Raw genomic sequence first — 24,846 nt, 5'->3', positions numbered from 1 at the left:
CGGCGCCCCTGTTGCTTTTATGTCCGTATATGAAAAGTTAGACATCCCCCATGATAGAAAGCTGCCCAAGCATATCGCTATTATTATGGATGGGAATAATCGCTGGGCTAAGAGCCGTCGTTTGCCAAGTCTGGCAGGCCATAAGGCGGGTGTTGACAGCGTGCGTAGCGTCATTGAAGGCTGTGTTGAGTATGGAGTTGAGTCATTGACGCTGTTTGCATTCAGTAGCGAAAACTGGAAACGACCGGAGCTAGAAGTTAAAGGGTTAATGGAACTCTTTATGCTGGCGCTAGATCGTGAGGCGCGCAAGCTGCAAAAGAATGGCATTCGTCTCAATGTTATCGGAGACAAAAGCCGTTTCAGTCCAGCTCTTCAAGAGAGAATCGCTAAAGTCGAAGCACTAACGGTTGAAAATACACGTTTGACGTTAAACGTTGCAGCCAATTACGGTGGTCAGTGGGATATTGTTCAAGCTGCCCAGCGTTTCGCTGAAGACTGCTTGTCGGGCGAGAAGAAGCCTGCTGATTTAACCGAAGCCTCGTTTGACCCTTACCTTGCCCTTTACGGTCAGGCCAAACCAGATCTATGCATTCGTACAGGTGGAGAGAGTCGCATTAGTAATTTTCTTATCTGGCAAATGGCATACACCGAATACTACTTCAGTGACCTGTTCTGGCCTGACTTTAGCAAGCAATCATTAGGTGAAGCGATTCGTGACTTCTGTACTCGGGAGCGTCGCTTTGGCAAAACCAGTGAACAACTAGAGGCCGATAAGTGCTAAAACAACGTGTTATTACGGCTGCGTTATTGGCTCCTGTTGTGCTCGCATGTGTTTTCCTGCTCCCCTTAGAGTATTTTTCGCTTTTCTTTGCTTTTGTGACGCTGCTCGGTGCTTGGGAGTGGGCAGCCTTAGCGGGGCTTCGCAACGTAGCGACTAAGGCGTTGTTTACCAGTGGTGTTTTTTTAGCACTAGCCGTTGCGCAGCAGCTCTTTTCGGCAGGCTCCAGTGTTACGGTTCTTCTACCTGCGGCGCTTGTCTGGGGTATCGCTTTTATCTGGGTGTATCGATACCCCATTCCCGGTGCATGGCAGTCAACAGCGATTCGTGCGCTCATCGGTTTGTTGCTACTCTCTGCCGCTTGGTTAAGTATGGTGGAGCTAAAAGCGTTAAATGCTGGTAATAGCTGGATTCTGCTTGTTCTTCTAGTCGTATGGGCGGCTGATATCGGAGCTTACTTCTCGGGTAAGCGTTGGGGTAGTCGCAAACTTGCGCCAAATGTCAGCCCGAAGAAAACTTGGGAAGGTGTGTTTGGTGGCCTACTAGCAGTGGCGTTAACCGCAGCAGGTTTTGCCTACTGGAATGAACTAAGTCTTTTGAATTTGGTCCTTTTAACGTTGCTATGTGTTGTTGTTGGCTTGGTCTCCGTAATGGGGGATCTGTTTGAAAGCCTACTGAAACGACATGCAGGTTTGAAAGACAGCGGTCGCATTTTGCCTGGGCATGGCGGTGTGCTTGATCGCATCGATAGTATTTTAGCTGCGGTGCCGTTTTTTTACATTGGCCTATCCGCGCTCTCGTTGGCATAGTTTATGGACTTTTTACACACTGTAGCGTCTTTAATTGTTACTTTGGGCATCCTTGTGACGATTCATGAGTGGGGGCACTTTTGGGTAGCTCGACGCTGTGGAGTGAAAGTGCTGCGCTTTTCCGTGGGGTTTGGTAAAGCGCTTTGGAGTCAACGCGGTAAAGACGGCACAGAGTATGTCGTTGCAGCTATCCCCTTGGGTGGCTATGTCAAAATGTTGGATGAGCGTGAAGGCGAAGTGCCGGAAGCGTTAAAGTCCCAAGCGTTTAATCGCAAGTCTGTCTACCAACGTTTCGCGATTGTTGCCGCCGGACCGCTCGTTAATTTGATTTTCGCTGTCATCGCATATTGGGCGATGTTTCTCTCTGGTGTATCGACCGTTGCACCTATCATTGGTGGGGTCGATTCAGCATCCATTGCAGCGCGCGCAGGCGTTCCTGTTAGTGCTGAAATTGTTTCCATTGATGGTCGAGATACGCGCTCTTGGCAGGAAGTTAATCTAGCGTTGGCTGCGCATGTAGGCGAAAGCAAGCAGCTAGATCTGGGTGTAAAAACATCGGCGAGTGCTGAGCCTCGAAATTACGTTTTAAGCCTTGAAAATTGGCGTGTCGATCTAGAAAACGAATCTCCACTAGCTGCTGTGGGAATTTCTCCATATCGCCCCGTTGTAAAACCGCAATTTGCTCGAGTGGTTGATGGTGGTTCAGCAAGCTTGGCTGGCATTCGAGCGGGCGATCTTGTTATGGCAGTTGATGGGCAGCCCGTTCAAGAGTGGGCCGCTTTTGTGGAAATAATAAAAGCGTCGGCAGGTAAGCCTCTTAGCTTTCTTGTTTTACGCGATGGGCGCGAGCTCGATATTATTGTTACCCCTGCGAGTCATCGCAGAGACGATGGCGTAACGGTTGGCTTAATTGGTGCCGAAGTACAGCTACCGGAGTGGCCCCAAGAGATGCAGCGTGAGTTGCGTTATGGCCCGGTTGATGCGGTAGCTGAGGCTGTTGGCAAAACCTGGTCGATGATCACCTTAACGCTCGATTCGATCTGGAAGATGATTGAAGGCGTTATCTCTGTCAAAAACTTGAGTGGCCCGATCACGATTGCTAAAGTGGCTGGCGCTTCTGCTGCCTCTGGTTTAGAAGATTTTATCAGTTTTCTGGCTTACCTAAGTATCAGTTTAGGGGTGCTCAATTTGCTCCCTATTCCTGTTTTGGACGGTGGGCACTTGGTTTATTACCTAGTTGAAATGGTGACCGGTAAGCCTGTTAGCGAACGAGTCCAAATAATGGGCTTCAAAATAGGGGCTGCCATACTGTTTTCCCTGATGAGCTTGGCGCTGATAAACGATTTTATGCGCCTCTAAAGCCAATAAGTGTTGTTTAGGAAAAAATAGATGCTTAAGAAATTAGGATTTGCTGCGGGCTTGAGCTTATGGGCCAGTGTCGCGAACGCGATGTTTCAGCCGTTTCAAGTGCAAGATATACGTTTAGAAGGGATTGAGCGCGTAGAGCCTGGCATCGTCTTTCGTAATTTTCCTATCGCCTCAGGCGATACCGTTGACCAGCAACGCTTATCCGATGCAACACGCGCGCTGTTTAAGTCGGGTTACTTTGAAGATATCTCGATCGCACGTGAAGATCAGTTTCTTGTATTAACGGTTAAAGAGCGACCTGCAATCAGTTTGATCCGTTTAGACGGCAATAAAGTCATCAAAGATGAAGCGTTGCTGGAAGGGTTGGAGCAGTCAGGTTTGAAAGAGGGTGATGTATTTAAACGCTCGGCTCTAGACCAAATTCGGCTCGACCTGTTACGTCTTTATGTAGGGCAGGGCCGTTACGGTGCAGCCATTGATACAGAAGTAGAACCACTGGCAGGAAACCGCGTAGCGCTAAACATTAATGTGAAGGAGGGCAGTGTTGCCTCTATCCAACATATTAATATCGTAGGTAATACAGCCTTTTCTGACGAGGAGCTAAAAAAGCTATTCTCTTTGAAGCTGCCTAGTTTCTGGTCTTTTTACACTAAAGATGATCGTTATGCTCGGGAGAAACTGTCAGGAGATCTAGAGCGTCTTAAGTCTTATTACATGGACCGCGGCTACGTGAACTTCGCTGTAAACTCCACCGATGTCTCGATCACGCCGGATAAGAAAAGCGTCTTTATCACGGTTAGCATCGATGAGGGTGAACAGTACCGTTTGAAGGATGTTGCGGTAACGGGTGACCTTGTACTTCCTAAAGAGCAGATCGACAACGCGCTGAGCCTGAAATCTGGTGAGCTGTTCTCGCGCCGAGATATGATCGATGTGCAGGACAAAATCACCAAGCTGTATGGCAACAGTGGTTATATGTTTGCCAATGTGAGCCCCATTCCTGAAGTTAACGAAGACGATAAGACCGTCAGCCTTAAGTATTTTGTCGCGCCGGGTAAATTAACGTACGTGCGCCGAATCAATATTAAAGGCAACAGCGATACTGCGGATCATGTTATTCGCCGTGAAATGCAGCAGATGGAAGCGGCTCTGGTCTCGGTCGAGAATATTGAGCGCACGAAAGAGAAGTTAGAGCGCACCGGCTACTTCCGTAATGTCAATTTAGAGACGACACCTGTTGCAGGTACGGATGACCAAGTCGATCTTAACTATACACTCGAAGAGCAGCAGTCTGGCCAGTTTACTGCGAGTTTAGGTTTCTCCCAGAGCGATGGGTTTATTATCGACTTGGGTGTACAGCAGGATAACTTTTTAGGATCGGGTAAAAAAGTAGGCTTTAATATCGCTAACAGCTCAACTAAGAAAGAGGTGAGCTTCAACTATCTTGATCGCTTCTACACGGTCAACGGCGTTAGCCGAGGTTTTGATGTCTTCTATCGTAAGCGTGACTTCGAAGAGGATGATGTCAGTAGTTACTCTTTGGATGAGTTCGGTGGTGGTATCACATTTGGTTACCCCATCGATGATTATCAGCGCTTGAGCTTCTCGTTTGGTTTAGAAAACATCAATATTAAGACGAACCCTTTCAAGCCCGTTGAAGAGATCAATGAGTTTATCAAGCAAGAGGGTGATGAATACTTCAACGTGAAGAGCACGCTGGCTTGGCAAGATAACCACCTAAACCGTGCCATCTTCCCGACTAGAGGTTATGAAAACCGTCTGAGTTTGGAGCTCGGTGTTCCCGTAGGTGATTTAAGTTATTACAAAGCATCTTATCGTGGAAAATGGTATCGCCCAATCACTGATGGCTCTAACTGGGTGCTTGGCTTTAAAGGCCGTTTAGGTTTCGCGGACAGCTACGGTAGCAATGCATATCCGTTCTTCAAGAACTTCTTCGCAGGTGGTATCCGTACCGTTCGTGGCTTTGACAACAACTCATTAGGCCCCCGTGACTCGAACAACGACCCATTTGGCGGCAATATTATGATGGTGGGTAGCGCTGAACTGATCTTCCCGCTGCCGTTTATTGAGGACCAATCGGCATGGCGTTCATTGGTATTTGTGGATGGTGGTAACGTCTTTGCTTCTGAGTGTGTCAAATCTTCGTCAGAGAACTCCTTCTGCCAAGAAGGCGTTAAGTTTGATGAACTGCGCTACTCCGCAGGTGTCGGTATTACATGGTTATCGCCAATGGGGCCTCTTTCACTCAGTGTGGGTCAAGCGTTGAATGATAAGTCTGGCGACGAAACACAGCTGTTCCAGTTCTCTCTTGGTCAGAGCTTTTAAAAGGATAGAAAATGATTAAAAAGACACTTTCTGCGCTGGCGTTAGCTTGCGGTGTTCTATTTGCAACAACGGCTATGGCTGACGGAAAAGTTGCGGTGTTGGGTGTTCAAGAAGCTTTGTTATCGACTAAGGCTGCGAAGCAGTATCGCGAAGAGCTCAAGTCAGAACTGAAAACTGATCAAGACCGCATCCTTGAGCTGGAAATGCAGGCTAAAAAGATTCGTGAACGCCTTCAGAAAGAGGGGAGCTCAATGTCTAAAGATGAAGCTGACCGAGCGCGTTTGCAGTTTCAGAAAGCCTTCGAAGAGTACCAGCGTAGCAGTCAGCAGATTCAGCAAAAGCAGGCACAGAAAGAGCAAGAGTTTCTAGAGATGATGCGCCCTAAAATGGACGCTATCATTCGCGAGCTGATCGACTCAAATGAGTACGACATTATCATCGCTAAGCAAGCGACTGTATATGCGCGTAAACAGCACGATATTACCAAACGTGTTGTTGATATGTTGAATAACCGCTAATGCCGAAGTACTACACTCTCTCTGAAATCGCACAGCATGTCGGCGGCCAAGTCGAGGGAGATGAACATCTGCAGATAGCAGGTCTTAGTACATTGGAATCAGCGCAACCTGGCAGTTTGAGCTTTTTAGCAAATCCTCGTTATGCGAAATATCTAAAGTCTACCGATGCGACAGCTGTGCTCGTTGCCGAGACTTTAGAACCCCCTAAAGCTGATATTGCTTACATTCGTGTGCCAAACCCTTATCTGGCTTACGCCAAAGCATCGGCGCTGTTTGATTGGCGCGACGATGTCACCCCGCATGTTGCGACGTCTGCCGTTATTCATTGTGAGGCGAGCGTCGCGCCAACCGCTTTTATTGCTGATGGTGCAGTAATCGGTGCTGGTAGCTCAATCGGTGAGGGCGTTTATGTTGGGCCTAACGTTACTATAGGTCGCTACTGCCACGTTGGCTCAGGCACACGTTTAGAGGCGGGCGTGGTGTTATACGATCACGTAAACGTTGGTGAGCGGTGCTTAATTCACAGTAATGCTGTGCTGGGGGCCGATGGGTTTGGTTTCGCGCCTTCAGCGAATGGCTGGGAAAAGATCCACCAATTAGGCGGTGTTCGGATTGGCCATGGTGTAGAGATCGGTGCCAATACCACCATCGATAGAGGTGCTCTTTCAGATACAGTGGTCGAAGACGGCGCTATTATCGATAACTTGGTGCAAATAGCGCATAACGTCCTTATTGGGGAAAAAACTGCGATTGCCGGCTGTACTGGTATCGCTGGAAGCACTAAAATTGGCGCCCGCTCGACACTGGCAGGTGGTGTAGGAGTCGCAGGGCACTTGGTCCTTGCTGAAAAAACCCATGTAACTGCAATGTCGCTGGTAAGCCGTAGCGTGACAGAGCCAGGTCAAGTTGTATCTTCTGGTACTGGTCAGGAAGGCCATACAAGCTGGAAGCGAAATGTGGTTCGATTTAAGCAGCTGGATAGCATGGCTAAACGAATCGCTCTATTGGAACAAAAAGTTGAAAATATCTCGAGTTAAAGGTTAATAAACACATGATGGATGTTAATGAAATCAGGGAATATTTACCCCATCGCTACCCGTTTCTTCTTGTTGATCGAGTGATCGAGCTCAACCCGGGTGAATCCATCGTGGCGATTAAGAATGTAACCGTCAACGAGCCTTTCTTTAATGGTCACTTTCCAGATCATCCGGTGATGCCAGGTGTTTTGATCGTCGAGGCCATGGCTCAAGCCGCAGGTGTGCTAGGCTTTAAGACGATGGATAAGAAACCTCAAGACGGTTCTATCTATTACTTCGTTGGAGCTGATAATCTGCGTTTTAAGCGCCCAGTTGTACCTGGTGATCAACTGCGCCTTGAGGCAAAGGTCGTCTCAGAACGCCGCGGTATTTGGAAGTTTGATGTCAAAGCAACTGTCGACGGTGACACTGTTAGCTCCGCTACTATCTTGTGTGCTGACCGAAAGGTATAAATCGTGATTGATCCCCGCGCTATCGTTGAACCGGGTGCTAAGCTTGCTGACAATGTGACTGTCGGGCCTTGGAGTTATATTGGGTCTGATGTTGTTATCGGAGAAGGGACCACTGTTGCGTCCCACGTGGTGATCAAGGGGCCGACTACCATCGGGACCAATAACCGGTTCTTTCAGTTCTCATCGATTGGTGAGGAGTGTCAAGATAAGAAGTACGCTGGTGAGCCAACACGCCTCGAAATAGGTGATGAAAACGTATTTCGTGAAGGTGTTACCGTGCATCGTGGAACGGTGCAAGACAACTCGCTGACAAAGATCGGCAGCGATAATTTGTTTATGGCCAATGCTCATGTCGCGCACGATTGTGTGGTTGGAGATCACACCATCATGGCGAACAACGTGGCTATTGCAGGACACGTGCATGTGGGTGATCATACCATCCTAGGTGGCTTTACAGCGGTGCATCAGTTTTGCCGCATCGGCTCACATGTTATGTGTGGGGCTGGTACTGTTGTGCTTAAAGATGTACCTGATTATGTCATGGCAACAGGTAACCCTGCATCTCCTCACGGCATTAACGCTGAGGGGCTCAAGCGCCGTGGTTTCAGCCCTGAACAGTTGCGCGTGCTAAAGCAGGCGTACCGTTTGGTTTATCGCCAGAAGCTAACGCTTGAACAAGCCTTGGAAGCGTTGCTGCAACTGCCAGAAGCTGCACTTGTCCAGCCATTGATAGCAACGCTTCAAGCCTCTAGCCGAGGCATTATTCGTTAAGGATCTACAGTGCCCAGTTTACGTATTGCAATGGTAGCTGGAGAGGCTTCCGGCGATATTTTGGGGGCTGACCTCATTACCCATCTCAAACAACGCTACCCCGATGCCGAGTTTTTCGGTATCGGCGGCGACTTGATGATATCCAAAGGTTTCCGGTCTATCGTGCCGATAGAGCGCCTCTCTGTCATGGGATTAGTTGAGGTCTTAGGGCGTTTGTGGGAGCTGTTACGTTTACGCCGTGACCTTGCCAACGACTTGATCGCTAATCCCCCTGATCTGTTTATTGGTATCGATGCGCCAGACTTTAATCTTGGTCTCGCTGAACGCCTCAAAGCGTCTGGGATTAACACAGTTCATTATGTGAGCCCCTCAGTGTGGGCTTGGAAGCGTAAGCGCATTTTCAAGATTAAGCGCGCTGTGGATCTGTTGTTGACGCTGTTCCCGTTCGAGCCGAAGTACTATCGCGAGACTCAACAACGTGTTGAGTTTGTTGGCCATCCCTTGGCAGATCAGATCGCGATAGCAGCGCTGACAAAAGCTGATTGTCGGGATGCACTGGAGTTACCACATAATGCTACAGTCGTTGCACTGATGCCGGGTAGTCGAGGCAGTGAGGTCAAGTACTTAGCAGCGCCTTTTCTTGCCGCGGCAAAACGGCTTCAAGCGCAGTTATCCGGCGATATACAGTTTGTTATTCCTGCCGCTAATCAGAAGCGCTTTGATGAGTTGTCACAGCTGTTGTCACACCATCCTGAGCTGCCAGCACGATTAGTCATGAAGCAATCGCGAGAAGTTCTCAAAGCTGCCGATGCTGTATTGATCGCTTCAGGCACAGCAACTCTTGAGGCGACGTTGCTGGGCTGTCCGATGGTGGTGGCCTATCGTATGTCGCCTATCACATTTCGCATTTTTTCTCGGCTCGTCAAAACTCCTTACGTTGCACTACCGAATATTTTGGCCGGTGAATCGTTGGTGCCGGAAATCTTACAAGACGACGTTGAACCAGAATGTTTAGCAGAGGCACTCGTGCGAGCGCTGCAAGATAGAGATTACCGGCAACATGTCGAGGCTCGTTTTGTGCAATTGAGTGCTGAACTGCGTTGCAACGCTGGTGAGCAGGCAGCGAATGCGATTGAAAAACTCCTTCACGATATGCGCCCTAAGGAGGGTTAAATGCAATCAGAAGTATTTGATTTCTCTGCGGCTGCACGTGTTGCCGGTGTTGATGAAGTGGGACGTGGCCCCTTAGTGGGAAATGTTGTCGCCGCTGCGGTAATACTCGATCCAGAGCGCCCAATTGACGGGTTAGCCGACTCAAAGAAGTTGTCAAAGAAGCGTCGTGAAGCGTTATTCGTTGAAATTCAAGAGAAAGCGTTGAGTTGGTCGGTCGCTTGCGCCACACCTGCCGAAATCGATGAACTCAATATCCTTCATGCCAGTATGCTAGCTATGCAGCGCGCTGTGATGGGCCTAGAAGTGAAGCCCGAGTATGTCAAAGTGGATGGTAATCGCTGCCCAGAGCTGCCTTATCCATGCGAAGCGGTGGTCAAAGGTGATTCTAAGGTTGCTGAGATCAGTGCCGCTTCCATTTTGGCGAAAGTGGTGCGAGATCGTGAAATGCATGCGCTGCATCAGCAGTTCCCCGATTATGGTTTTGATCGTCATAAGGGCTACCCCACCAAAGCGCACCTAGAGGCGCTGGCCACTCTTAAAGTGCTTCCAGAATATCGACGCTCATTTAAACCGGTGAGGAATCTTTTGGAGGGGCACACCTCATGAGTGCGGCTAACTTTGTCCATCTACGTGTTCACACTGAGTTCTCTTTGATCGATGGCTTGGTGCGTGTAAAGGGGCTTCTCAAGGCGGCGGCAGCGAACAATATGCCAGCCGTTGCGATTACTGATCAGGTTAATTTATTCGCACTGGTTAAGTTTTACAAAGCGGCATTAGGTGCTGGGGTCAAACCGATCTGTGGTGCAGATCTGTTGGTTCTGAATGAGCATGATCCTGAAGGGGAGCCGCACCGGATAACCTTGCTGGTACAAAACGCACAGGGTTATCGAAATCTGATGGAGTTAATCTCTCAGGCGTATGCTGAGGGACAAAACTACATTGTGGATAAGGCGCTGGTCCACAAAGAGTGGGTCACTGAAAAGTCAGCAGGTTTGATCTGCCTATCCGGAGCGCGAGACGGTGAAGTGGGTCGAGCGATGATCTCGGGTAATGGGACGGCTGACGCATTGCTTGATGAGTGGATGACTCGCTTCCCGGGGCGTTTCTACTTAGAGGTGCAGCGCACTGGGCGGCCAAGCGAAGATATTGTCGTTAGCGAAAGTGTGCGGCTGGGTATCGAAAAGCAATGCCCGCTGGTGGCGACCAATGAAGTGATGTTTCTGGATGCCGAGGATTTCGAGGCTCACGAGGCGCGGGTTTGTATTAACCAAGGCCGCACGCTTGAAGATCCGCGTCGCCCGCGTAACTACTCCGAGCAGCAACACTTTCGTTCAGCCGAAGAGATGGCTGAGCTATTTAGCGATATTCCAAGTGCAATAGAGAACACAGTAGAGATCGCCAAGCGCTGTAATATCGAGCTGGATCTAGGCATCTATTATCTACCGAAGTACCCCATTCCTGAGGGTATGACGATGGATGAGTTCTTCTGCAAGGTTTCAGAGGACGGCCTAGAGGAGCGGCTATCGGTTTTACTGGATAAAGAGGATCCAGAGTACGCCCAGAAACGACAAGCGTATGATGACCGTCTCAAGTTTGAGCTCGATATCATTACGCAGATGGGTTTCCCCGGTTATTTCTTGATCGTCATGGACTTCATCCAGTGGGCGAAAGACAACGGCATTCCAGTGGGCCCTGGACGGGGTTCTGGTGCGGGCTCTTTGGTCGCTTATGCGCAGAAGATTACCGATCTTGATCCTTTGGAATATGACCTCCTGTTTGAGCGCTTCCTAAACCCAGAGCGGGTTTCCATGCCTGACTTTGATATCGATTTCTGTATGGAGAATCGTGATCAGGTCATCGACTATGTTGCTCAAACATACGGCCGTGATGCGGTATCGCAGATCATTACCTACGGTACGATGGCGGCAAAAGCGGTGGTGCGTGACGTGGCTCGTGTTCAGGGTAAAGCGTTTGGTTTGGCTGATAAGCTCTCGAAGCTGATCCCCTTTGAGGTGGGGATAACGCTGTCCAAAGCGATGGATCAAGAGCCTGCCCTTAGCGAGTTTGTTGAGGGTAGCGAAGAAGCTCAAGAGATCATGGAGATGGCGTACAAGCTTGAGGGCGTGACGCGTAACGTCGGTAAGCACGCCGGTGGTGTTGTTATCGCCCCCACCAAGCTAACTGATTTCTCTGCGACCTATTGTGATGCCGAAGGGCAGGGCCTAGTCACTCAGTTTGATAAGGGAGATGTTGAAGAGGCGGGCTTGGTTAAGTTCGACTTCTTGGGGCTGCGAACCCTGACCATCATTGATTGGGCGCTGCAAACCATTAATGCAAAGCGTGAAAAGATGGGTGAAGAGCCGCTCGATATCGCGCGCATTGACTTAGAGGATAAGCCCACCTTCGATCTGCTGCAATCGGCTGAAACAACCGCTGTATTCCAGCTTGAGTCCAGTGGTATGAAGGATCTGGTAAGACGCCTGCTACCATCGCGCTTTGAAGATATTGTCGCCCTCGTGGCGCTGTTTCGTCCCGGCCCTTTGCAATCGGGAATGGTGGATGACTTTATCAACCGTAAGCATGGCCGCGCCGAGCTTGCTTGGCCGCACCCTGATTACCAGTTAGATTCATTGCAACCCGTTTTGGAGCCGACGTACGGCATCATCCTCTATCAAGAGCAGGTTATGCAGATCGCTCAGGTGATGGCAGGCTACACGTTGGGCGGTGCGGATATGCTGCGTCGTGCGATGGGTAAGAAAAAGCCTGAAGAGATGGCGAAACAGCGGGCGATCTTCCTTGAGGGCTCTGAGAATAATGGCATCAATCGTGATCTTGCAGGCAACATCTTTGATCTTGTAGAGAAGTTTGCGGGCTACGGCTTTAACAAGTCTCACTCGGCGGCTTATGCATTGGTCTCTTACCAAACCGCGTGGCTAAAGAGGCACTATCCTGCGCCTTTCATGGCAGCGGTCATGTCTTCGGATATGCAAACTACCGAGAAGGTGGTTATCTTCATTGAAGAGTGCCGCAACATGGGTATCGCGCCCGTATCGCCTGATGTGTGTGCGGGCGAGTACATGTTCACGGTGAATGACGCAGGCGAGATCGTTTATGGCCTTGGTGCTATTAAAGGTGTGGGTGAGGGGCCTATCGAAGCGATTGTAAAAGCACGCCAAGATGGCCAAGGTGATTTCCAGAGTTTGTTCGACTTTTGCGAACGTGTAGGGCCTAAAAACCTAAACAAACGTGTGTTGGAAGCGCTGGTGCGCTCTGGAGCTTTAGATAAGCTCGGTCCTGATCGCGCCACCTTGTGGGCAGCGATCAGTGATGCGTTGCTAGCCGCCAATCAGTCGGCTAAGAACCAAGACGCGGGTATGTTTGACCTCTTTGGTGAGGTAGAAGCTGAGGCGCCTCGTAATCCTTATGAGGACTACCGTAATGTCCGCCAGTGGTCGGACAAAGAACGGCTTACCGGAGAGAAAGACACCTTAGGTCTTTATCTGACTGGTCACCCCATTGATGAATATGAGCAAGAGCTCAAGCACTTTGTGGGTAAAAAGATCGTGAACCTACAGCCTGCGCGTGGTCGGCAGCAGCGCTTCGCAGGGCTGATAGTCGACTTGCGCTTGAAGAAAACAAAACGCGGCGATTCGCTCTGCTTTTTGACGCTTGATGATCGCTCCAGCCGTATCGATGTGACCTTGTACGGTGAACTTTATGATCAATCGCGTGACTTAGCTACCAAAGATACGGTCGTGGTTGTCGAAGGTGAAGTGGCTCAAGATGACTATTCTGGCGGGCTTAAGGTGCGTTGCAGTAAGGTAATCAATATTGCTCAAGCGCGCGCCGCATATAGTCAAGGCGTGCAAGTAGCGGTTGACGAAGCTCAACTGAAAGGGCGTCGTTTTAATCAGTTTAAAGAAACGTTGGCCGCTCACAAAAACCCAGATGGAGTGCCGGTGTTGGTACGCTATCAAACCGCGACAGAGGCGGGTAACGTGCAGCTTGGTGATACTTGGCGCGTTGACGCAAATGATGATCTTCTCGTGGCATTGGCAGAGCAAGTAGGAACCGATAACGTCGCGGTGAAGTATTAAATCCGGCTGGTTATCAAAGCCTGCTCACGGTAGAATTCCGTGCCATTGTCAGAAAATAAATTAATGTTAGGGCGGATAGAATCGAATGAATCCGAATTATCTGGATTTTGAACAGCCGATTGCTGAGCTGGAAGCTAAGATTGAAGAACTTCGACTGGTCGGTGACGACACAGAGATCAACATTGGCGACGAGCTGAATACGCTGTTGGATAAGAGTAAATCCTTAACCAAGTCGATCTTTTCAAACCTATCTGATTGGCAGATCTCTCAACTATCTCGCCACCCTCAACGTCCGTATACACTCGATTACATCGAGCATATGTTTACTGACTTTGAAGAGTTACATGGCGACCGCCATTTCTCAGACGATGCTGCGATTGTTGGCGGTATAGCGCGTCTAGATGGCCGCCCAGTTATGGTGATTGGCCACCAGAAAGGACGTGAAGTTAAAGAGAAGGTACGCCGTAACTTTGGTATGCCTCGTCCGGAAGGTTACCGTAAGGCACTGCGCCTGATGGAGATGGCCGAGCGTTTCAAAATGCCAATCCTGACCTTCATTGATACACCGGGGGCATATCCGGGTATTGACGCAGAAGAGCGTGGTCAGTCTGAAGCGATTGCCTTTAACCTGTTGAAAATGTCGCAACTACGCACACCGATTATCTCGACTGTTGTGGGTGAAGGCGGTTCTGGTGGTGCATTGGCCATTGGTGTCTGCGATGAGCTGATGATGCTGCAATACTCGACTTACTCGGTTATCTCGCCAGAGGGCTGTGCTTCTATCCTGTGGAAGAGTGCAGATCGAGCGTCTGATGCGGCGAAAGCGATGGGCATTACTTCACATCGTCTGCATGAACTGGGTCTTGTGGATAAGGTGGTTGAAGAGCCTCTGGGTGGCGCGCACCGTAACCCCGAGGTGCTCTGTGCTGCATTGAAAGAGCAGCTCAGCGCAACGCTAGAGCGTATGGAAGCACTGTCTGTTGAGGAACTGCTTGAGCGCCGTTATCAACGCTTGATGTCATACGGTATTTCCGAGGCATCATGACCTTTTCAGCACTGATCTCACCTCTGCGTGAGTTCTGTGTTGTATACCCCGCTCGGCGGCGTTTTATCGCCCTGAGCGGCGGCCTAGATTCGGTTGTGCTGCTCCATTTAGCCGCACAAGCATTTCCTGACGAACCTCTCTATGCGATCCATGTTAATCATGGTTTGCAGGTCGAAGCCGATCAATGGCAAGCGTTTTGCGAAAGGCTGTGTGCTCAGTTGAATGTGCGGTTGTTCACACATCGTGTAGTGCTCGCATCCGCCAGTGAGCAAGCCGCGCGAGACGCGCGTTATGGCGTTTTTGCCTCACATCTTGAAAAGCATGATCAATTGCTATTGGCGCATCATCAGAATGATCAAGCGGAAACACTGCTGTTTCGATTGATGAGAGGTGCGGGTTTGCGTGGCTTGAGCGCTATGGCACCTCATCGAAGGCTAGGTGAAGCATTATTGCTACGGCCATTGCTGGGGTATTCCCGCCAAACGCTTGAGGCGATCGCTCAGGAGCAAGGTTACGATTGGTGTGAAGACCCAAGCAATCGCAGCGACACCTACGCGCGAAACTATCTTCGTCATCAGATACTACCGCGTCTTTCTGCTCGTTGGTCTGCGGTTTCGCAGCTAGCGCATGTCACCGACCTCTTACGTGATGACCTCTACCTGCTCGAAAGCTATCTGGATGATGAGCTTGCTCTGGTGACCACGAGTGCGGAGCAACTAAATCTGGATCTGCTGGGTAACGTTCCTGAACCGCGCCAACTGCCTCTACTGCGTCATTGGATATACCGAGCAACGGGTGTGTTAATCAACGTCAAGGACTTAACAGACATCGCGCACATGTTTTTGGACTCCAAAGGTGATGCGCAACCGCAGCGTCAATTGGCGGGCTGGGTATTGCGCCGTTACCGCCAGAACTTATACCTTTTACGCCCTGCAACGCCATCGCATATATCGCTACCCGTGTTTACTGAAGGCCAGTTTCAGTTGCCGCATGGTGAGCTTGAGGTGGCACGCTCAACCGGTGGATTAAGTATTCGCAGCGCAGAAAACTTGACGTGGGCGCTTGCTGGAGAGGGGCGCTCATGTCGTCCAGCAGGAAGGCCCAATAAAACGCTAAAGAAGCTCTTTCAAGAAGCTGGAGTTCCACCATGGCAACGCCGGCATTGGCCCGTTCTCTTAGATGGCGAGCATGTTGCGGCAGTTGCGGGTATTTGCGTCTGTGATGGGTATCAGATCAGTGAGCAAGGAATCGTTGGATTTCAGATAAAATGGCAACCATTCTGATTGTCTCAGCAGCGCAATTTTGCTATCCTGTAGCCCCATCTTGATACAGTTTTTCCCTCTATTTTTTACAGCCAATACAGGTTCCACATGACGCGCTATATATTCGTCACAGGTGGTGTCGTGTCCTCTTTGGGCAAAGGCATCGCATCCGCCTCGCTTGCCGCCATTCTGGAAGCGCGCGGTCTTAAAGTTACAATGCTGAAGCTAGATCCGTATATCAACGTTGATCCGGGCACAATGAGCCCTTTCCAGCATGGTGAAGTTTTCGTTACGGAAGATGGCGCAGAGACTGACCTCGATTTAGGTCACTATGAGCGTTTCATCCGTACGACGATGACTAAGCGCAACAACTTTACAACGGGGCGTGTATACCAGCACGTACTGAGTAAAGAGCGCCGTGGTGACTACTTGGGTGGAACCGTTCAGGTTATTCCCCACATCACCGACGAAATTAAGCGTCGCGTTATTGAGGGAGCTGGCGATGCGGATGTGGCGTTGGTTGAGATCGGCGGTACCGTCGGTGATATTGAGTCACAACCTTTCCTTGAAGCGGTGCGTCAACTGAAAGCTGAACTGGGCTTTTCACGTGCGATGTTTATGCACTTAACGCTTGTGCCGTACATCGCAACTGCGGGTGAAATCAAAACGAAACCATCCCAGCACTCGGTAAAAGAGCTGCGCTCTATCGGCATTCAGCCAGATATTTTGGTGTGCCGTTCTGAGCAAGCGATCCCGGATTCATCTCGTCGTAAGCTGTCATTGTTTACAAATGTAGAAGAGCGTGCCGTGATCTCAATGCCAGACGCTGACACTATCTACAACATTCCAAAAATGCTTTGCGACCAAGGGCTTGATGATATCGTCGTTGAGCGCTTTAACCTGGATGCTGCACCGGCAGATCTAGGTGAGTGGTCGGCTGTGGCTGATGCACACTTAAACCCTGAAGGTGAAGTGCGCATTGCCATGGTAGGTAAGTACATGGAACTACTTGATGCTTACAAGTCGCTGATCGAAGCGATCTCTCATGCGGGTATCAAGCTGCGCCGCAAAGTCAAAATTGAGTATATCGACTCCGAGCGTGTTGAGCGTGAAGGTGTTGAAATCCTTAAGGATATTTCGGCAATCCTAGTGCCGGGTGGCTTTGGTGAGCGTGGTGTTGAGGGTAAGATCGCAGCAGTAAAGTATGCGCGTGAAAACAAGGTTCCTTACCTAGGCATCTGTTTAGGTATGCAAGTGGCGGTGATCGAATTTGCTCGCCACGTAGCAGGGCTGGAAAACGCGACATCTACAGAGTTTGATCAAAACTCTGCTCATCCAGTGATTGGCTTAATCACCGAGTGGACAACGTCTGAAGGTGGTGTTGAAACACGCGATGCGGCAACTGACTTGGGTGGAACCATGCGCTTAGGTGCGCAGGTATGCCACTTGGTAGAGGGCTCTAATGCTGCGCGTAGCTACGGTGCAACAGAGATTACAGAGCGTCACCGTCATCGCTATGAAGTGAATAACAATTACGTGCCACAACTGGAAGAGGCAGGGTTATTGATCTCCGGTCGTTCTGTTGATGGTGAACTCGTTGAAGTGGTTGAAGTACCAGACCATCCTTGGTTTGTGGCGTGTCAGTTCCACCCTGAGTTCACATCGTCACCACGTGATGGTCACGGCTTGTTTACAGGTTTTATCGAAGCTGCGCTGGCTGAGCAAACACGCCGTCAGGGCTAGTCTAAGCCGGCATCGCTCACATTTGGTTTCAAGTATTATCGGTTCAGGACATATTGGAGAGAAAGAATGACGCAGATCGCTGATATTAAAGCGCGCGAAGTGTTGGATTCACGAGGTAACCCAACAGTAGAAGCTGATGTAATCCTAGCATCAGGTGTAATTGGTTCTGCTTGTGCACCGTCTGGTGCTTCAACAGGTTCTCGTGAAGCGCTAGAACTGCGCGATGGCGACAAAGCACGTTACCTAGGCAAAGGTGTTCAAAACGCAGTTGCTGGTGTTAACGGCGTTATTCGCGATGCCCTGAAAGGTATGGATGTAACTGACCAGCGGGCACTTGATAACAAGATGCTTGAGCTGGATGGTACTGAGAACAAAGAGAAGCTAGGTGCAAACGCAATTCTGGCTGTTTCTTTGGCTGCAGCAAAAGCGGCGGCGGTTGAAAAGGGTGTGCCTTTGTACGCGCACATCGCTGATATCAACGGCACATCTGGCCAGTTCTCTTTGCCTGTTCCGATGATGAATATCTTGAACGGTGGTGAGCACGCGGATAACAACGTTGATATCCAAGAGTTCATGGTTCAGCCGGTTAATTTTGATAAGTTCTCTGAAGGTTTGCGTTGCGGTGCTGAGATCTTCCATGCCCTCAAATCAGTGCTGAAGGCAAAAGGCCTAAACACTGCAGTGGGTGATGAAGGTGGTTTCGCACCAAACCTGGCTTCTAACGAAGAAGCGCTTGTGGTTATCAAAGAGGCGATCTCTAACGCTGGCTACGAGCTAGGTAAAGACGTGACTCTAGCTCTGGACTGTGCCGCTTCTGAGTTCTACAAAGACGGTAAGTACGACCTGTCTGGCGAAGGTAAAGTGTTCGATGCAGAAGGCTTCGGTGACTACCTAGCTAACTTGACTGAGAACTACCCGATCGTTTCTATCGAAGACGGTCTGGATGAGTCTGATTGGGATGGTTGGGCATACCTGACTAAGAAGGTCGGCGATAAAGTCCAGTTGGTTGGTGACGACCTGTTCGTAACCAATACTAAAATTTTGGCACGTGGTATCGAGCAGAGCATCGGTAACTCCATCTTGATCAAGTTCAACCAGATCGGTTCTCTGTCTGAAACTCTGGACGCGATCAAAATGGCGAAAGATGCAGGCTTCACTGCAGTTATCTCTCACCGTTCTGGCGAGACAGAAGATACAACGATTGCCGACTTGGCTGTGGGTACTGCTGCTGGACAAATCAAGACCGGTTCCCTATGCCGCTCTGACCGTGTAGCGAAGTACAACCGCTTGCTGCGCATCGAAGAAGAGCTAGGTGATGCTGCAATCTACAACGGCCTGTCCGAGATCAAAGGCCAAGGCTAATCGCTGTAGGTTAAAATATTTGTTATAAAAAGGGGGCTTGTCAGCCCCCTTTTTTGGCTCAGAGGTACACAGTGTTTCGTTGGATTCTGCTACTCTTATTGATCACTTTTGGCGCTTTGCAATATCGCCTGTGGTTTGGTGAGGCCAACTTGAAGGAGGTCTGGTCGCTTAAAGAGCAGATTCAAGATCAACTAAGAGAAAACGAGCGCTTACAGGCCCGCAACCGCCAATTAGAAGCCGAAGTAAACGATCTGCGCGATGGACTCTCTGCACTAGAAGAGCGGGCGCGCAGTGGGCAAGGCATGATTAAAGAGGGGGAGACCTTTTATCAACTGGTCGAGCCTTTACCCGATAGTCGTAGTGAGTAGAGCATGGAACTGCCAACGCAGTATCAATATTTGTATGGTAAGCCGCAAGTAACGGCCAAAATTCGCCAGCAACCTGAAGATTTTCAGGTGACTGAGATTCCATCGTTTGAGCCAGAGGGCGACGGCGAGCACGTTTTTCTTTATATCCGCAAAGTGGGTGAGAATACAGATTGGGTTGCCAAGCAGCTTGCCAACTTTTGCCAAGTCCCTGTTAAAGACGTGGGTTACGCCGGTAAAAAAGATCGTCATGCTGTTACCGAGCAATGGTTCAGTGTACGTGTTCCGCTAACGCGCGTTGTGACGTGGTCGTTATTTGAAACCGAAACCATTAAAGTGCTCAAGGCTGTGCGCCATCCGCGCAAGCTTCGTTTAGGATCGCTCGCGGGTAACCGTTTCACACTGCGGCTGCGCGATGTTAGCGATGCTGAGGCGTTTAAAGCCCGCCTTGAAAAAATTGTGGATGGGGTTCCAAACTACTTTGGTGAGCAGCGCTTTGGTTTTGAGGGTGGCAACCTACACAAGGGTTTAGCGTTGTTGAGCGGCGAGCTAAAAGAGCGTCAGCGTCACAAGAAAGGCCTGTATATCTCTGCGGTACGCTCTTGGGTGTTTAACCATGTGTTATCTCAGCGTATTACCGAGGGGTTATGGGCCAAGGTTGTGACGGGTGACGTCATGATGTTGGCAGGGACTCAGAGTATTTTCAGCGCAACTGATCCTGAGCTAACCGATCTGCAAAATCGCCTTGATAGCTTTGATATCCACCTTACCGGTCCGCTTTGGGGGCGTGGGGCATCAGGTGCAGCAGATGAGTCGTTATTGTTTGAGCAGCGTACCCTTGATCCATGGGAGAGTGTTTGCGAGCGTCTGGAGCACGTTGGGTTGCGCCAAGAGCGCCGCGCACTGCGTTTAGTGCCGAAGCACCTGAGCTTTGAGCAAGAAACATCGGATAGCTGGTTGGTGAGCTTTGAACTTCCCGCTGGTGCGTTTGCAACCAGCGTGTTACGTGAATTGTGTGTAGTAGGGCAGGAGTCGAACTGAAGCCTTATGAAGAATATTCTAATCTCAAATGATGATGGTGTTTTTGCACCGGGTATTGAGGCTTTAGCCGCTACTTTGGCAAGCGTTGCCACCGTGCAAGTCGTTGCACCTGACCGCAATCGCAGTGGCGCGAGCAATGCGCTGACGCTAGATCGCCCTGTGGAGGCACATCATCATACCAATGGTTTTGTGAGTTTAACGGGCACGCCAACCGATTGTGTCCACATGGGCGTGGCTGGGCTGTTTAGTGATGTACCGGATATTGTGATCTCGGGTATCAATGCCGGTGCGAACATGGGTGATGATGTGATCTACTCTGGCACCGTCGCAGCGGCTATGGAGGGGCGTGGTATGCGTTTGCCTCCGATCGCTGTATCGCTGGCGGGGAGCCATCCTCAACACTACGATACTGCGGCGCAAATCGTTGCTGATCTTTTGCCGCACATCGATTCGTTGCCGCTCCCGCGTAGGGCTCTGTTGAATATTAATGTACCCGATCTACCGTTAAGTGATATCAAAGGAGTACATATCACTCGTTTAGGGCATCGAGCAGCAGCCGGTAAACCGGTGGCGGCGGCTGACCCGCGCGGTAAAGTGCGTTACTGGGTGGCTGGTGCTGGAGATGCAGTGGATAAAGCGCCTGGAACTGATTTTTATGCGATCGAGCAAGGTTTTGTTTCTATTACACCGATCCATATCGATATGACGCTCAATAGTGCAATGGATGATGTCGCCCAATGGTTGGAGGCTGTGTTATGAGCGACCTCATACTTCAAGGGATCGGGATGACGTCCCAGCGAACACGTGACCGATTAGTGGCGCGTTTACAGCAGCAAGGCATCTCCAACGAAGCGGTGCTAGATGTGATCGGCGCAACGCCGCGCCACATTTTTGTCGATGAGGCGCTGGCGCATAAAGCTTATGAAGATACTGCGCTTCCTATAGGTTTCAACCAGACGATCTCCCAGCCCTATATCGTTGCGAAGATGACAGAGGAGTTGCTTGCCTCTGGCTCGCTGGAAAAGGTACTCGAGGTGGGGACGGGGTCAGGGTATCAAACCGCTGTTTTATCGCTGTTAGTTGAGCGAGTCTACTCAGTTGAGCGGATTAAACCCTTGCAACAAAAAGCCAGTACTCGGTTTAAGCAGTTGGGTCTGCGTAACATCACGCTGCAGCATACTGATGGCGGGATGGGCTTAACATCTCACGCCCCTTACGATGGCATTATTGTGACAGCTGCTCCTGATGCCGTTCCGGCGGAACTATACGCGCAACTGGCGATTGGTGGGGTCATGATTATCCCTGTCGGTGGCGAGCAGCAAGAGTTGTTGCGCATTACGCGTATAGATGAGTTCCGTTATGATGAAGTGCGTATTGAAACAGTGAAGTTCGTCCCACTTTTGAGTGGCACAATTAGTTAGGAGAAGCTTTTGGAACAGAAGCAGCGCTCGATGCGGTCTTATTTGAGCATCGGTGGTAAAGGGATGATGATGGGAGCCGCTGATGCGGTACCGGGCGTATCCGGGGGAACTGTCGCGTTTATTACTGGCATTTACGAGGAGCTAATCCACTCCTTACGCCAAGTCGACCTGAGTGCGGCGAAGATCTTATTCAGTGACGGCCCTAAGGCGTTTTGGGCGCACATTAATGGCAGCTTCCTGTTAGCTCTGGTGGGCGGGATTATTTTTAGTCTGGCAAGCTTTGCGCACCTTATTGTTTATCTGCTCGATACCTACCCAGAGATGCTTTGGTCTTTCTTTTTCGGACTGATCTTGGCGTCGACATGGAGTGTGATGCGCCATATCCCCCGCTGGGATATGAATACGCTTTCCTTCTTTATTCTGGGCACGCTAAGTGCTTATGTGATCACCTCTATCAGCCCAACGCAAATTGAAGCGACCTCCTTGATGATCTTTCTCGCAGGCTCCATCGCTATTTGTGCGATGATACTTCCGGGGATATCTGGAAGTTTTATTTTGCTGATTATGGGGCTATATGGGCCTATTTTAGGCGCCGTTAAATCTTTTGATCTGCCCGTCATTCTCTTATTTATGTCGGGGTGTGTGGTAGGGTTGTTAAGCTTTGTCCGTGTGCTAGATTGGCTGTTCTCGAACTACAAGGCACTGACGCTTGCTGTGTTATCTGGTTTCTTGCTGGGATCATTGAATAAGGTGTGGCCGTGGAAATACACGACGGCGTATACGGTTGACCGGCATGGCAAGGAAGTCCCTTTAGTGCAAGATAATATCTCGCCGTTTGCATATGAGGCGCTCACTGGGCAAAACTCCTTTATGGTGGCATCGCTGGTGCTGCTGATAGTCGGAATGGCACTGGTGCTGTTGCTGGATTCACGAGATACGCAAAGCGGCTAGTGTCTTCATGGGTCGAGCTAGATACGGATTAGTCTACGTTGCACTTCTTTCTGCCCTAGCTCTGCTTGGGGGGTGTTCCTCTGGTTACGCCCCTGTATCTGACCGCTCTATTTCACAAAACCGTAATGTCGAAATTGTAAGATCCCAACGTGGTAGACCAAGTTCGGCAAAAACATATCAAGTGAAGCGTGGCGATACGCTTTATTCAATTGCGTGGCGTTATGGAAAGGATTATCGCACGCTCGCTAAAATCAACGGCATTGGCAAAAGTTATCGTATCTATTCTGGGCAAGTAATTCGTTTAGAGCCGCAACCTACATCTCCAATTAAGCCAACATTAAGCAAGTCTAATGTTAAGGTGAAAAGGGCTGAAGCGGATGGTGTTTTAGTGCCAGTAAATCAAAATAGCCGTTTTGATGATCCACCAGCAGGTAATAATCCACCTAACAAAGCTGTTAAAACTGAAACGGTAAGTGTCAATAAGCCCGTGGGAGTAAAGCCGCGTGCGGTCTCTGTAAAAAAACAAAATGCCGGAAAAATTACTTGGAAATGGCCCGCAAAAGGCCGAGTTCTCAGTGGGTTTTCTAGCAAAGGGAGCCGTAATCGTGGCGTTAATATTGCCGGAAAACGCGGTGATCCGGTTTATGCAGCGGCGTCAGGAAAAGTTGTTTATGCGGGAAGCGGACTACTGGGTTATGGAAAGTTGATCATAATCAACCATAACCAAGAATACTTGAGCGCATATGCACATAACAGTCGCATATTAGTAACAGAGAATGATAATGTTAACGTGGGAGATAAAGTTGCCGAAATAGGTAGGAGCGGTACAACACGGAATATGCTCCATTTTGAAATACGTAAGGATGGTAAACCTGTTAATCCGCTAAAGTTTTTGCCGAAACGGTAGATAAAGAAAATTATAATTAAAGCGACGTAAGGTGATGACAGTGATGACTAATATCGAAAAGAAAGACGTTGAAAGTGGTGAGGACTTACCGCTGGAGTCGGTAGATCAGGAGTTGTCAAACGAGCATCTGGAAGCTGAGTCACAGGACGACGATACCCCCGAGTTTTTAAACAGTGGTAGAGGCCGTGGAAGTCTGGCACATAAAGACTTGATGAACGCCAAGTCTTTAGATGCAACACAGCTCTATTTAAATGAGATTGGCTTTTCTCCATTATTGACTGCCGAAGAGGAGGTTTATTTTTCTCGCTTGGCACTGAAAGGAGATGAGAAAGCCCGCAAGCGTATGATCGAGAGTAACCTGCGCTTGGTTGTTAAAATTTCCCGCCGCTACATTAATCGAGGTTTGTCGCTACTCGATCTTATTGAAGAGGGAAATTTAGGGCTCATTCGTGCTGTAGAGAAGTTTGACCCTGAACGCGGTTTCCGTTTCTCAACATACGCTACATGGTGGATCCGCCAAACAATAGAGCGCGCCATCATGAACCAAACGCGCACGATTCGTTTGCCTATCCATGTTGTCAAAGAGCTCAATGTCTACCTGCGTGCTGCCCGGGAGCTGTCGCAAAAGCTTGATCATGAGCCAACCGCAGAAGAGATTGCAGCGCTGGTGGATAAGCCCGTAGAGAATGTGCAGAAGTTGCTCGGTCTCAATGAGCGTGTGGCATCGATTGATATGCCAATGGGTGACTCTGACAAGCCGGTTATCGAAACGATTGCCGATAAAGAAACCTCTGATCCAGGTGTATTGCTGCAAAACACTAATATCAGTGGCAACTTGAATAAGTGGCTAGATATGCTGCCTGAGAAGCATTCTGAAGTACTATCGCGCCGGTTTGGTTTGCGTGGCTATGAGATGAGCACGCTTGAAGAGGTCGGCAATGAGATTGGCCTCACGCGTGAGCGTGTCCGTCAAATTCAAGTTGAGGCGCTACGTAAGTTGCGCGAGATTGTTGAGAAAAACGGCCTTTCTGGCGAAGATCTTTTGCGCTGAAAAACCGCTTATTTGATCAAAAAGGCGAGCTTTCCAAGCTCGCCTTTTTTGTTCTCCGCATCTGGCATGGGCGCTTTACGCTCACTAATGTTTGGCCAACGCTCTGCCAACTGCGCATTCAGATCGATAAAGATCTGCTGATCTTCTGGAATCTCATCATCTAGATAGATCGCTTCAGCTGGACATTCGGGTTCACATAGGCCGCAATCGATGCACTCATCAGGGTGAATCACCAGAAAGTTCTCACCCTCATAAAAGCAGTCGACTGGACACACCTCAACACAATCGGTGTATTTACACAGAATGCAGTTTTGCGTCACCACGTACGTCATGGCTGGTCCTCCCCGTT

The 24,846-nt window shown here is 49.7% G+C and carries 23 protein-coding genes; 22 read left to right on the top strand and 1 reads right to left on the bottom strand.

From position 1 onward, the window contains the following. The first annotated feature begins 19 nt into the window (after nucleotides 1-19). The 22 genes from uppS (at nucleotide 20) to rpoS (ending at nucleotide 24,497) form a co-directional block, all read left to right on the top strand. Nucleotides 20-781, top strand: coding sequence for a polyprenyl diphosphate synthase (uppS, locus tag E4L36_RS09040; RefSeq protein WP_136680330.1), 762 nt, complete (start codon nucleotides 20-22; stop codon nucleotides 779-781). Beyond that, nucleotides 775-1,587: a phosphatidate cytidylyltransferase gene (locus E4L36_RS09035; protein WP_136680329.1), complete on the top strand. Its 813-nt coding sequence runs from the start codon at nucleotides 775-777 to the stop codon at nucleotides 1,585-1,587. The genes uppS and E4L36_RS09035 overlap by 7 nt, the downstream gene beginning before the upstream one ends. A gap of 3 nt (nucleotides 1,588-1,590) precedes the next feature. After that, nucleotides 1,591-2,946 carry a sigma E protease regulator RseP gene (rseP, locus tag E4L36_RS09030; protein ID WP_136680328.1) on the top strand — a complete coding sequence of 452 codons (1,356 nt, stop codon included), beginning with the start codon at nucleotides 1,591-1,593 and terminating at the stop codon, nucleotides 2,944-2,946. A 30-nt stretch (nucleotides 2,947-2,976) separates the two neighbouring features. Next, nucleotides 2,977-5,301 carry an outer membrane protein assembly factor BamA gene (bamA, locus tag E4L36_RS09025; RefSeq protein WP_136680327.1) on the top strand — a complete coding sequence of 775 codons (2,325 nt, stop codon included), beginning with the start codon at nucleotides 2,977-2,979 and terminating at the stop codon, nucleotides 5,299-5,301. A gap of 11 nt (nucleotides 5,302-5,312) precedes the next feature. Then, on the top strand, nucleotides 5,313-5,819 hold the full coding sequence (locus E4L36_RS09020) for an OmpH family outer membrane protein (RefSeq protein ID WP_127694397.1): 507 nt from the start codon (nucleotides 5,313-5,315) through the stop codon (nucleotides 5,817-5,819). After that, nucleotides 5,819-6,856 carry a UDP-3-O-(3-hydroxymyristoyl)glucosamine N-acyltransferase gene (gene lpxD / locus E4L36_RS09015; protein ID WP_136680326.1) on the top strand — a complete coding sequence of 346 codons (1,038 nt, stop codon included), beginning with the start codon at nucleotides 5,819-5,821 and terminating at the stop codon, nucleotides 6,854-6,856. Before E4L36_RS09020 ends, lpxD begins: the two co-directional genes overlap by 1 nt. 14 nt (nucleotides 6,857-6,870) lie before the next feature. Then, on the top strand, nucleotides 6,871-7,308 hold the full coding sequence (gene fabZ, locus E4L36_RS09010) for a 3-hydroxyacyl-ACP dehydratase FabZ (protein WP_127694399.1): 438 nt from the start codon (nucleotides 6,871-6,873) through the stop codon (nucleotides 7,306-7,308). 3 nt (nucleotides 7,309-7,311) lie between these two features. Then, nucleotides 7,312-8,079 (top strand): acyl-ACP--UDP-N-acetylglucosamine O-acyltransferase, encoded by a 768-nt coding sequence (gene lpxA, locus E4L36_RS09005; RefSeq protein WP_136680325.1) that lies wholly within the window; start codon nucleotides 7,312-7,314, stop codon nucleotides 8,077-8,079. A gap of 9 nt (nucleotides 8,080-8,088) precedes the next feature. Continuing rightward, complete coding sequence (gene lpxB, locus E4L36_RS09000; protein WP_206064536.1) at nucleotides 8,089-9,252, top strand: lipid-A-disaccharide synthase; 1,164 nt, start codon at nucleotides 8,089-8,091, stop codon at nucleotides 9,250-9,252. Then, nucleotides 9,253-9,858 (top strand): ribonuclease HII, encoded by a 606-nt coding sequence (rnhB, locus tag E4L36_RS08995; protein WP_136680324.1) that lies wholly within the window; start codon nucleotides 9,253-9,255, stop codon nucleotides 9,856-9,858. Then, complete coding sequence (dnaE, locus tag E4L36_RS08990; protein WP_136680323.1) at nucleotides 9,855-13,349, top strand: DNA polymerase III subunit alpha; 3,495 nt, start codon at nucleotides 9,855-9,857, stop codon at nucleotides 13,347-13,349. The genes rnhB and dnaE overlap by 4 nt, the downstream gene beginning before the upstream one ends. Nucleotides 13,350-13,434: 85 nt before the next feature. Then, nucleotides 13,435-14,394 carry an acetyl-CoA carboxylase carboxyl transferase subunit alpha gene (accA, locus tag E4L36_RS08985; protein WP_136680322.1) on the top strand — a complete coding sequence of 320 codons (960 nt, stop codon included), beginning with the start codon at nucleotides 13,435-13,437 and terminating at the stop codon, nucleotides 14,392-14,394. Next, nucleotides 14,391-15,677 carry a tRNA lysidine(34) synthetase TilS gene (gene tilS / locus E4L36_RS08980; protein WP_136680321.1) on the top strand — a complete coding sequence of 429 codons (1,287 nt, stop codon included), beginning with the start codon at nucleotides 14,391-14,393 and terminating at the stop codon, nucleotides 15,675-15,677. Before accA ends, tilS begins: the two co-directional genes overlap by 4 nt. An 87-nt stretch (nucleotides 15,678-15,764) precedes the next feature. Then, the gene (locus tag E4L36_RS08975; RefSeq protein ID WP_136680320.1) at nucleotides 15,765-17,399 is read left to right on the top strand and encodes a CTP synthase; all 1,635 of its coding nucleotides are present in this window, start codon (nucleotides 15,765-15,767) and stop codon (nucleotides 17,397-17,399) included. 66 nt (nucleotides 17,400-17,465) lie between these two features. After that, nucleotides 17,466-18,761, top strand: a complete 1,296-nt coding sequence (gene eno / locus E4L36_RS08970) for a phosphopyruvate hydratase (protein ID WP_136680319.1) — start codon at nucleotides 17,466-17,468, stop codon at nucleotides 18,759-18,761. A gap of 71 nt (nucleotides 18,762-18,832) precedes the next feature. Continuing rightward, complete coding sequence (gene ftsB, locus E4L36_RS08965) at nucleotides 18,833-19,129, top strand: cell division protein FtsB (protein ID WP_127694407.1); 297 nt, start codon at nucleotides 18,833-18,835, stop codon at nucleotides 19,127-19,129. A gap of 3 nt (nucleotides 19,130-19,132) precedes the next feature. Further along, a complete protein-coding gene (gene truD / locus E4L36_RS08960) occupies nucleotides 19,133-20,167 on the top strand; it encodes a tRNA pseudouridine(13) synthase TruD (protein ID WP_136680318.1) in 1,035 nt (344 codons plus the stop codon). Between the two features lie 6 nt (nucleotides 20,168-20,173). Next, nucleotides 20,174-20,926 carry a 5'/3'-nucleotidase SurE gene (gene surE, locus E4L36_RS08955; protein ID WP_136680317.1) on the top strand — a complete coding sequence of 251 codons (753 nt, stop codon included), beginning with the start codon at nucleotides 20,174-20,176 and terminating at the stop codon, nucleotides 20,924-20,926. Further along, nucleotides 20,923-21,588 carry a protein-L-isoaspartate(D-aspartate) O-methyltransferase gene (locus E4L36_RS08950; protein WP_136680316.1) on the top strand — a complete coding sequence of 222 codons (666 nt, stop codon included), beginning with the start codon at nucleotides 20,923-20,925 and terminating at the stop codon, nucleotides 21,586-21,588. The genes surE and E4L36_RS08950 overlap by 4 nt, the downstream gene beginning before the upstream one ends. Before the next feature lie 9 nt (nucleotides 21,589-21,597). Then, the gene (locus E4L36_RS08945) at nucleotides 21,598-22,539 is read left to right on the top strand and encodes a DUF368 domain-containing protein (protein WP_240770697.1); all 942 of its coding nucleotides are present in this window, start codon (nucleotides 21,598-21,600) and stop codon (nucleotides 22,537-22,539) included. Between the two features lie 7 nt (nucleotides 22,540-22,546). Then, entirely contained in the window at nucleotides 22,547-23,446 is a 900-nt protein-coding gene (locus E4L36_RS08940; RefSeq protein WP_136680315.1) for a peptidoglycan DD-metalloendopeptidase family protein, read from the top strand. A 43-nt stretch (nucleotides 23,447-23,489) separates the two neighbouring features. After that, nucleotides 23,490-24,497: an RNA polymerase sigma factor RpoS gene (gene rpoS / locus E4L36_RS08935; protein ID WP_127694412.1), complete on the top strand. Its 1,008-nt coding sequence runs from the start codon at nucleotides 23,490-23,492 to the stop codon at nucleotides 24,495-24,497. Between the two features lie 8 nt (nucleotides 24,498-24,505). On the opposite strand, the gene fdxA is transcribed toward rpoS, so the two are convergent. After that, entirely contained in the window at nucleotides 24,506-24,829 is a 324-nt protein-coding gene (fdxA, locus tag E4L36_RS08930) for a ferredoxin FdxA (protein WP_127694413.1), read from the bottom strand. Nucleotides 24,830-24,846: the final 17 nt, after the last annotated feature.

This window comes from Neptunomonas sp. XY-337 (assembly GCF_004959845.1).
GTDB lineage: Bacteria > Pseudomonadota > Gammaproteobacteria > Pseudomonadales > Balneatricaceae > Neptunomonas > Neptunomonas marina.
The sequence above is the reverse complement of the archived record's forward strand: the minus strand, read 5'-3'. Positions and strand labels throughout refer to the sequence as shown.

What these genes read in the sequence shown, in the direction of transcription:
- uppS (WP_136680330.1), top strand. Translation starts at nt 20, where the DNA reads ATGTCCGTATATGAAAAGTTAGACATCCCCCATGATAGAAAGCTGCCC.
- rseP (WP_136680328.1), top strand. Translation starts at nt 1,591, where the DNA reads ATGGACTTTTTACACACTGTAGCGTCTTTAATTGTTACTTTGGGCATC.
- bamA (WP_136680327.1), top strand. Translation starts at nt 2,977, where the DNA reads ATGCTTAAGAAATTAGGATTTGCTGCGGGCTTGAGCTTATGGGCCAGT.
- E4L36_RS09020 (WP_127694397.1), top strand. Translation starts at nt 5,313, where the DNA reads ATGATTAAAAAGACACTTTCTGCGCTGGCGTTAGCTTGCGGTGTTCTA.
- lpxD (WP_136680326.1), top strand. Translation starts at nt 5,819, where the DNA reads ATGCCGAAGTACTACACTCTCTCTGAAATCGCACAGCATGTCGGCGGC.
- fabZ (WP_127694399.1), top strand. Translation starts at nt 6,871, where the DNA reads ATGATGGATGTTAATGAAATCAGGGAATATTTACCCCATCGCTACCCG.
- rnhB (WP_136680324.1), top strand. Translation starts at nt 9,253, where the DNA reads ATGCAATCAGAAGTATTTGATTTCTCTGCGGCTGCACGTGTTGCCGGT.
- dnaE (WP_136680323.1), top strand. Translation starts at nt 9,855, where the DNA reads ATGAGTGCGGCTAACTTTGTCCATCTACGTGTTCACACTGAGTTCTCT.
- accA (WP_136680322.1), top strand. Translation starts at nt 13,435, where the DNA reads ATGAATCCGAATTATCTGGATTTTGAACAGCCGATTGCTGAGCTGGAA.
- tilS (WP_136680321.1), top strand. Translation starts at nt 14,391, where the DNA reads ATGACCTTTTCAGCACTGATCTCACCTCTGCGTGAGTTCTGTGTTGTA.
- E4L36_RS08975 (WP_136680320.1), top strand. Translation starts at nt 15,765, where the DNA reads ATGACGCGCTATATATTCGTCACAGGTGGTGTCGTGTCCTCTTTGGGC.
- eno (WP_136680319.1), top strand. Translation starts at nt 17,466, where the DNA reads ATGACGCAGATCGCTGATATTAAAGCGCGCGAAGTGTTGGATTCACGA.
- truD (WP_136680318.1), top strand. Translation starts at nt 19,133, where the DNA reads ATGGAACTGCCAACGCAGTATCAATATTTGTATGGTAAGCCGCAAGTA.
- surE (WP_136680317.1), top strand. Translation starts at nt 20,174, where the DNA reads ATGAAGAATATTCTAATCTCAAATGATGATGGTGTTTTTGCACCGGGT.
- E4L36_RS08950 (WP_136680316.1), top strand. Translation starts at nt 20,923, where the DNA reads ATGAGCGACCTCATACTTCAAGGGATCGGGATGACGTCCCAGCGAACA.
- E4L36_RS08940 (WP_136680315.1), top strand. Translation starts at nt 22,547, where the DNA reads ATGGGTCGAGCTAGATACGGATTAGTCTACGTTGCACTTCTTTCTGCC.
- rpoS (WP_127694412.1), top strand. Translation starts at nt 23,490, where the DNA reads ATGACTAATATCGAAAAGAAAGACGTTGAAAGTGGTGAGGACTTACCG.
- fdxA (WP_127694413.1), bottom strand. Translation starts at nt 24,829, where the DNA reads ATGACGTACGTGGTGACGCAAAACTGCATTCTGTGTAAATACACCGAT.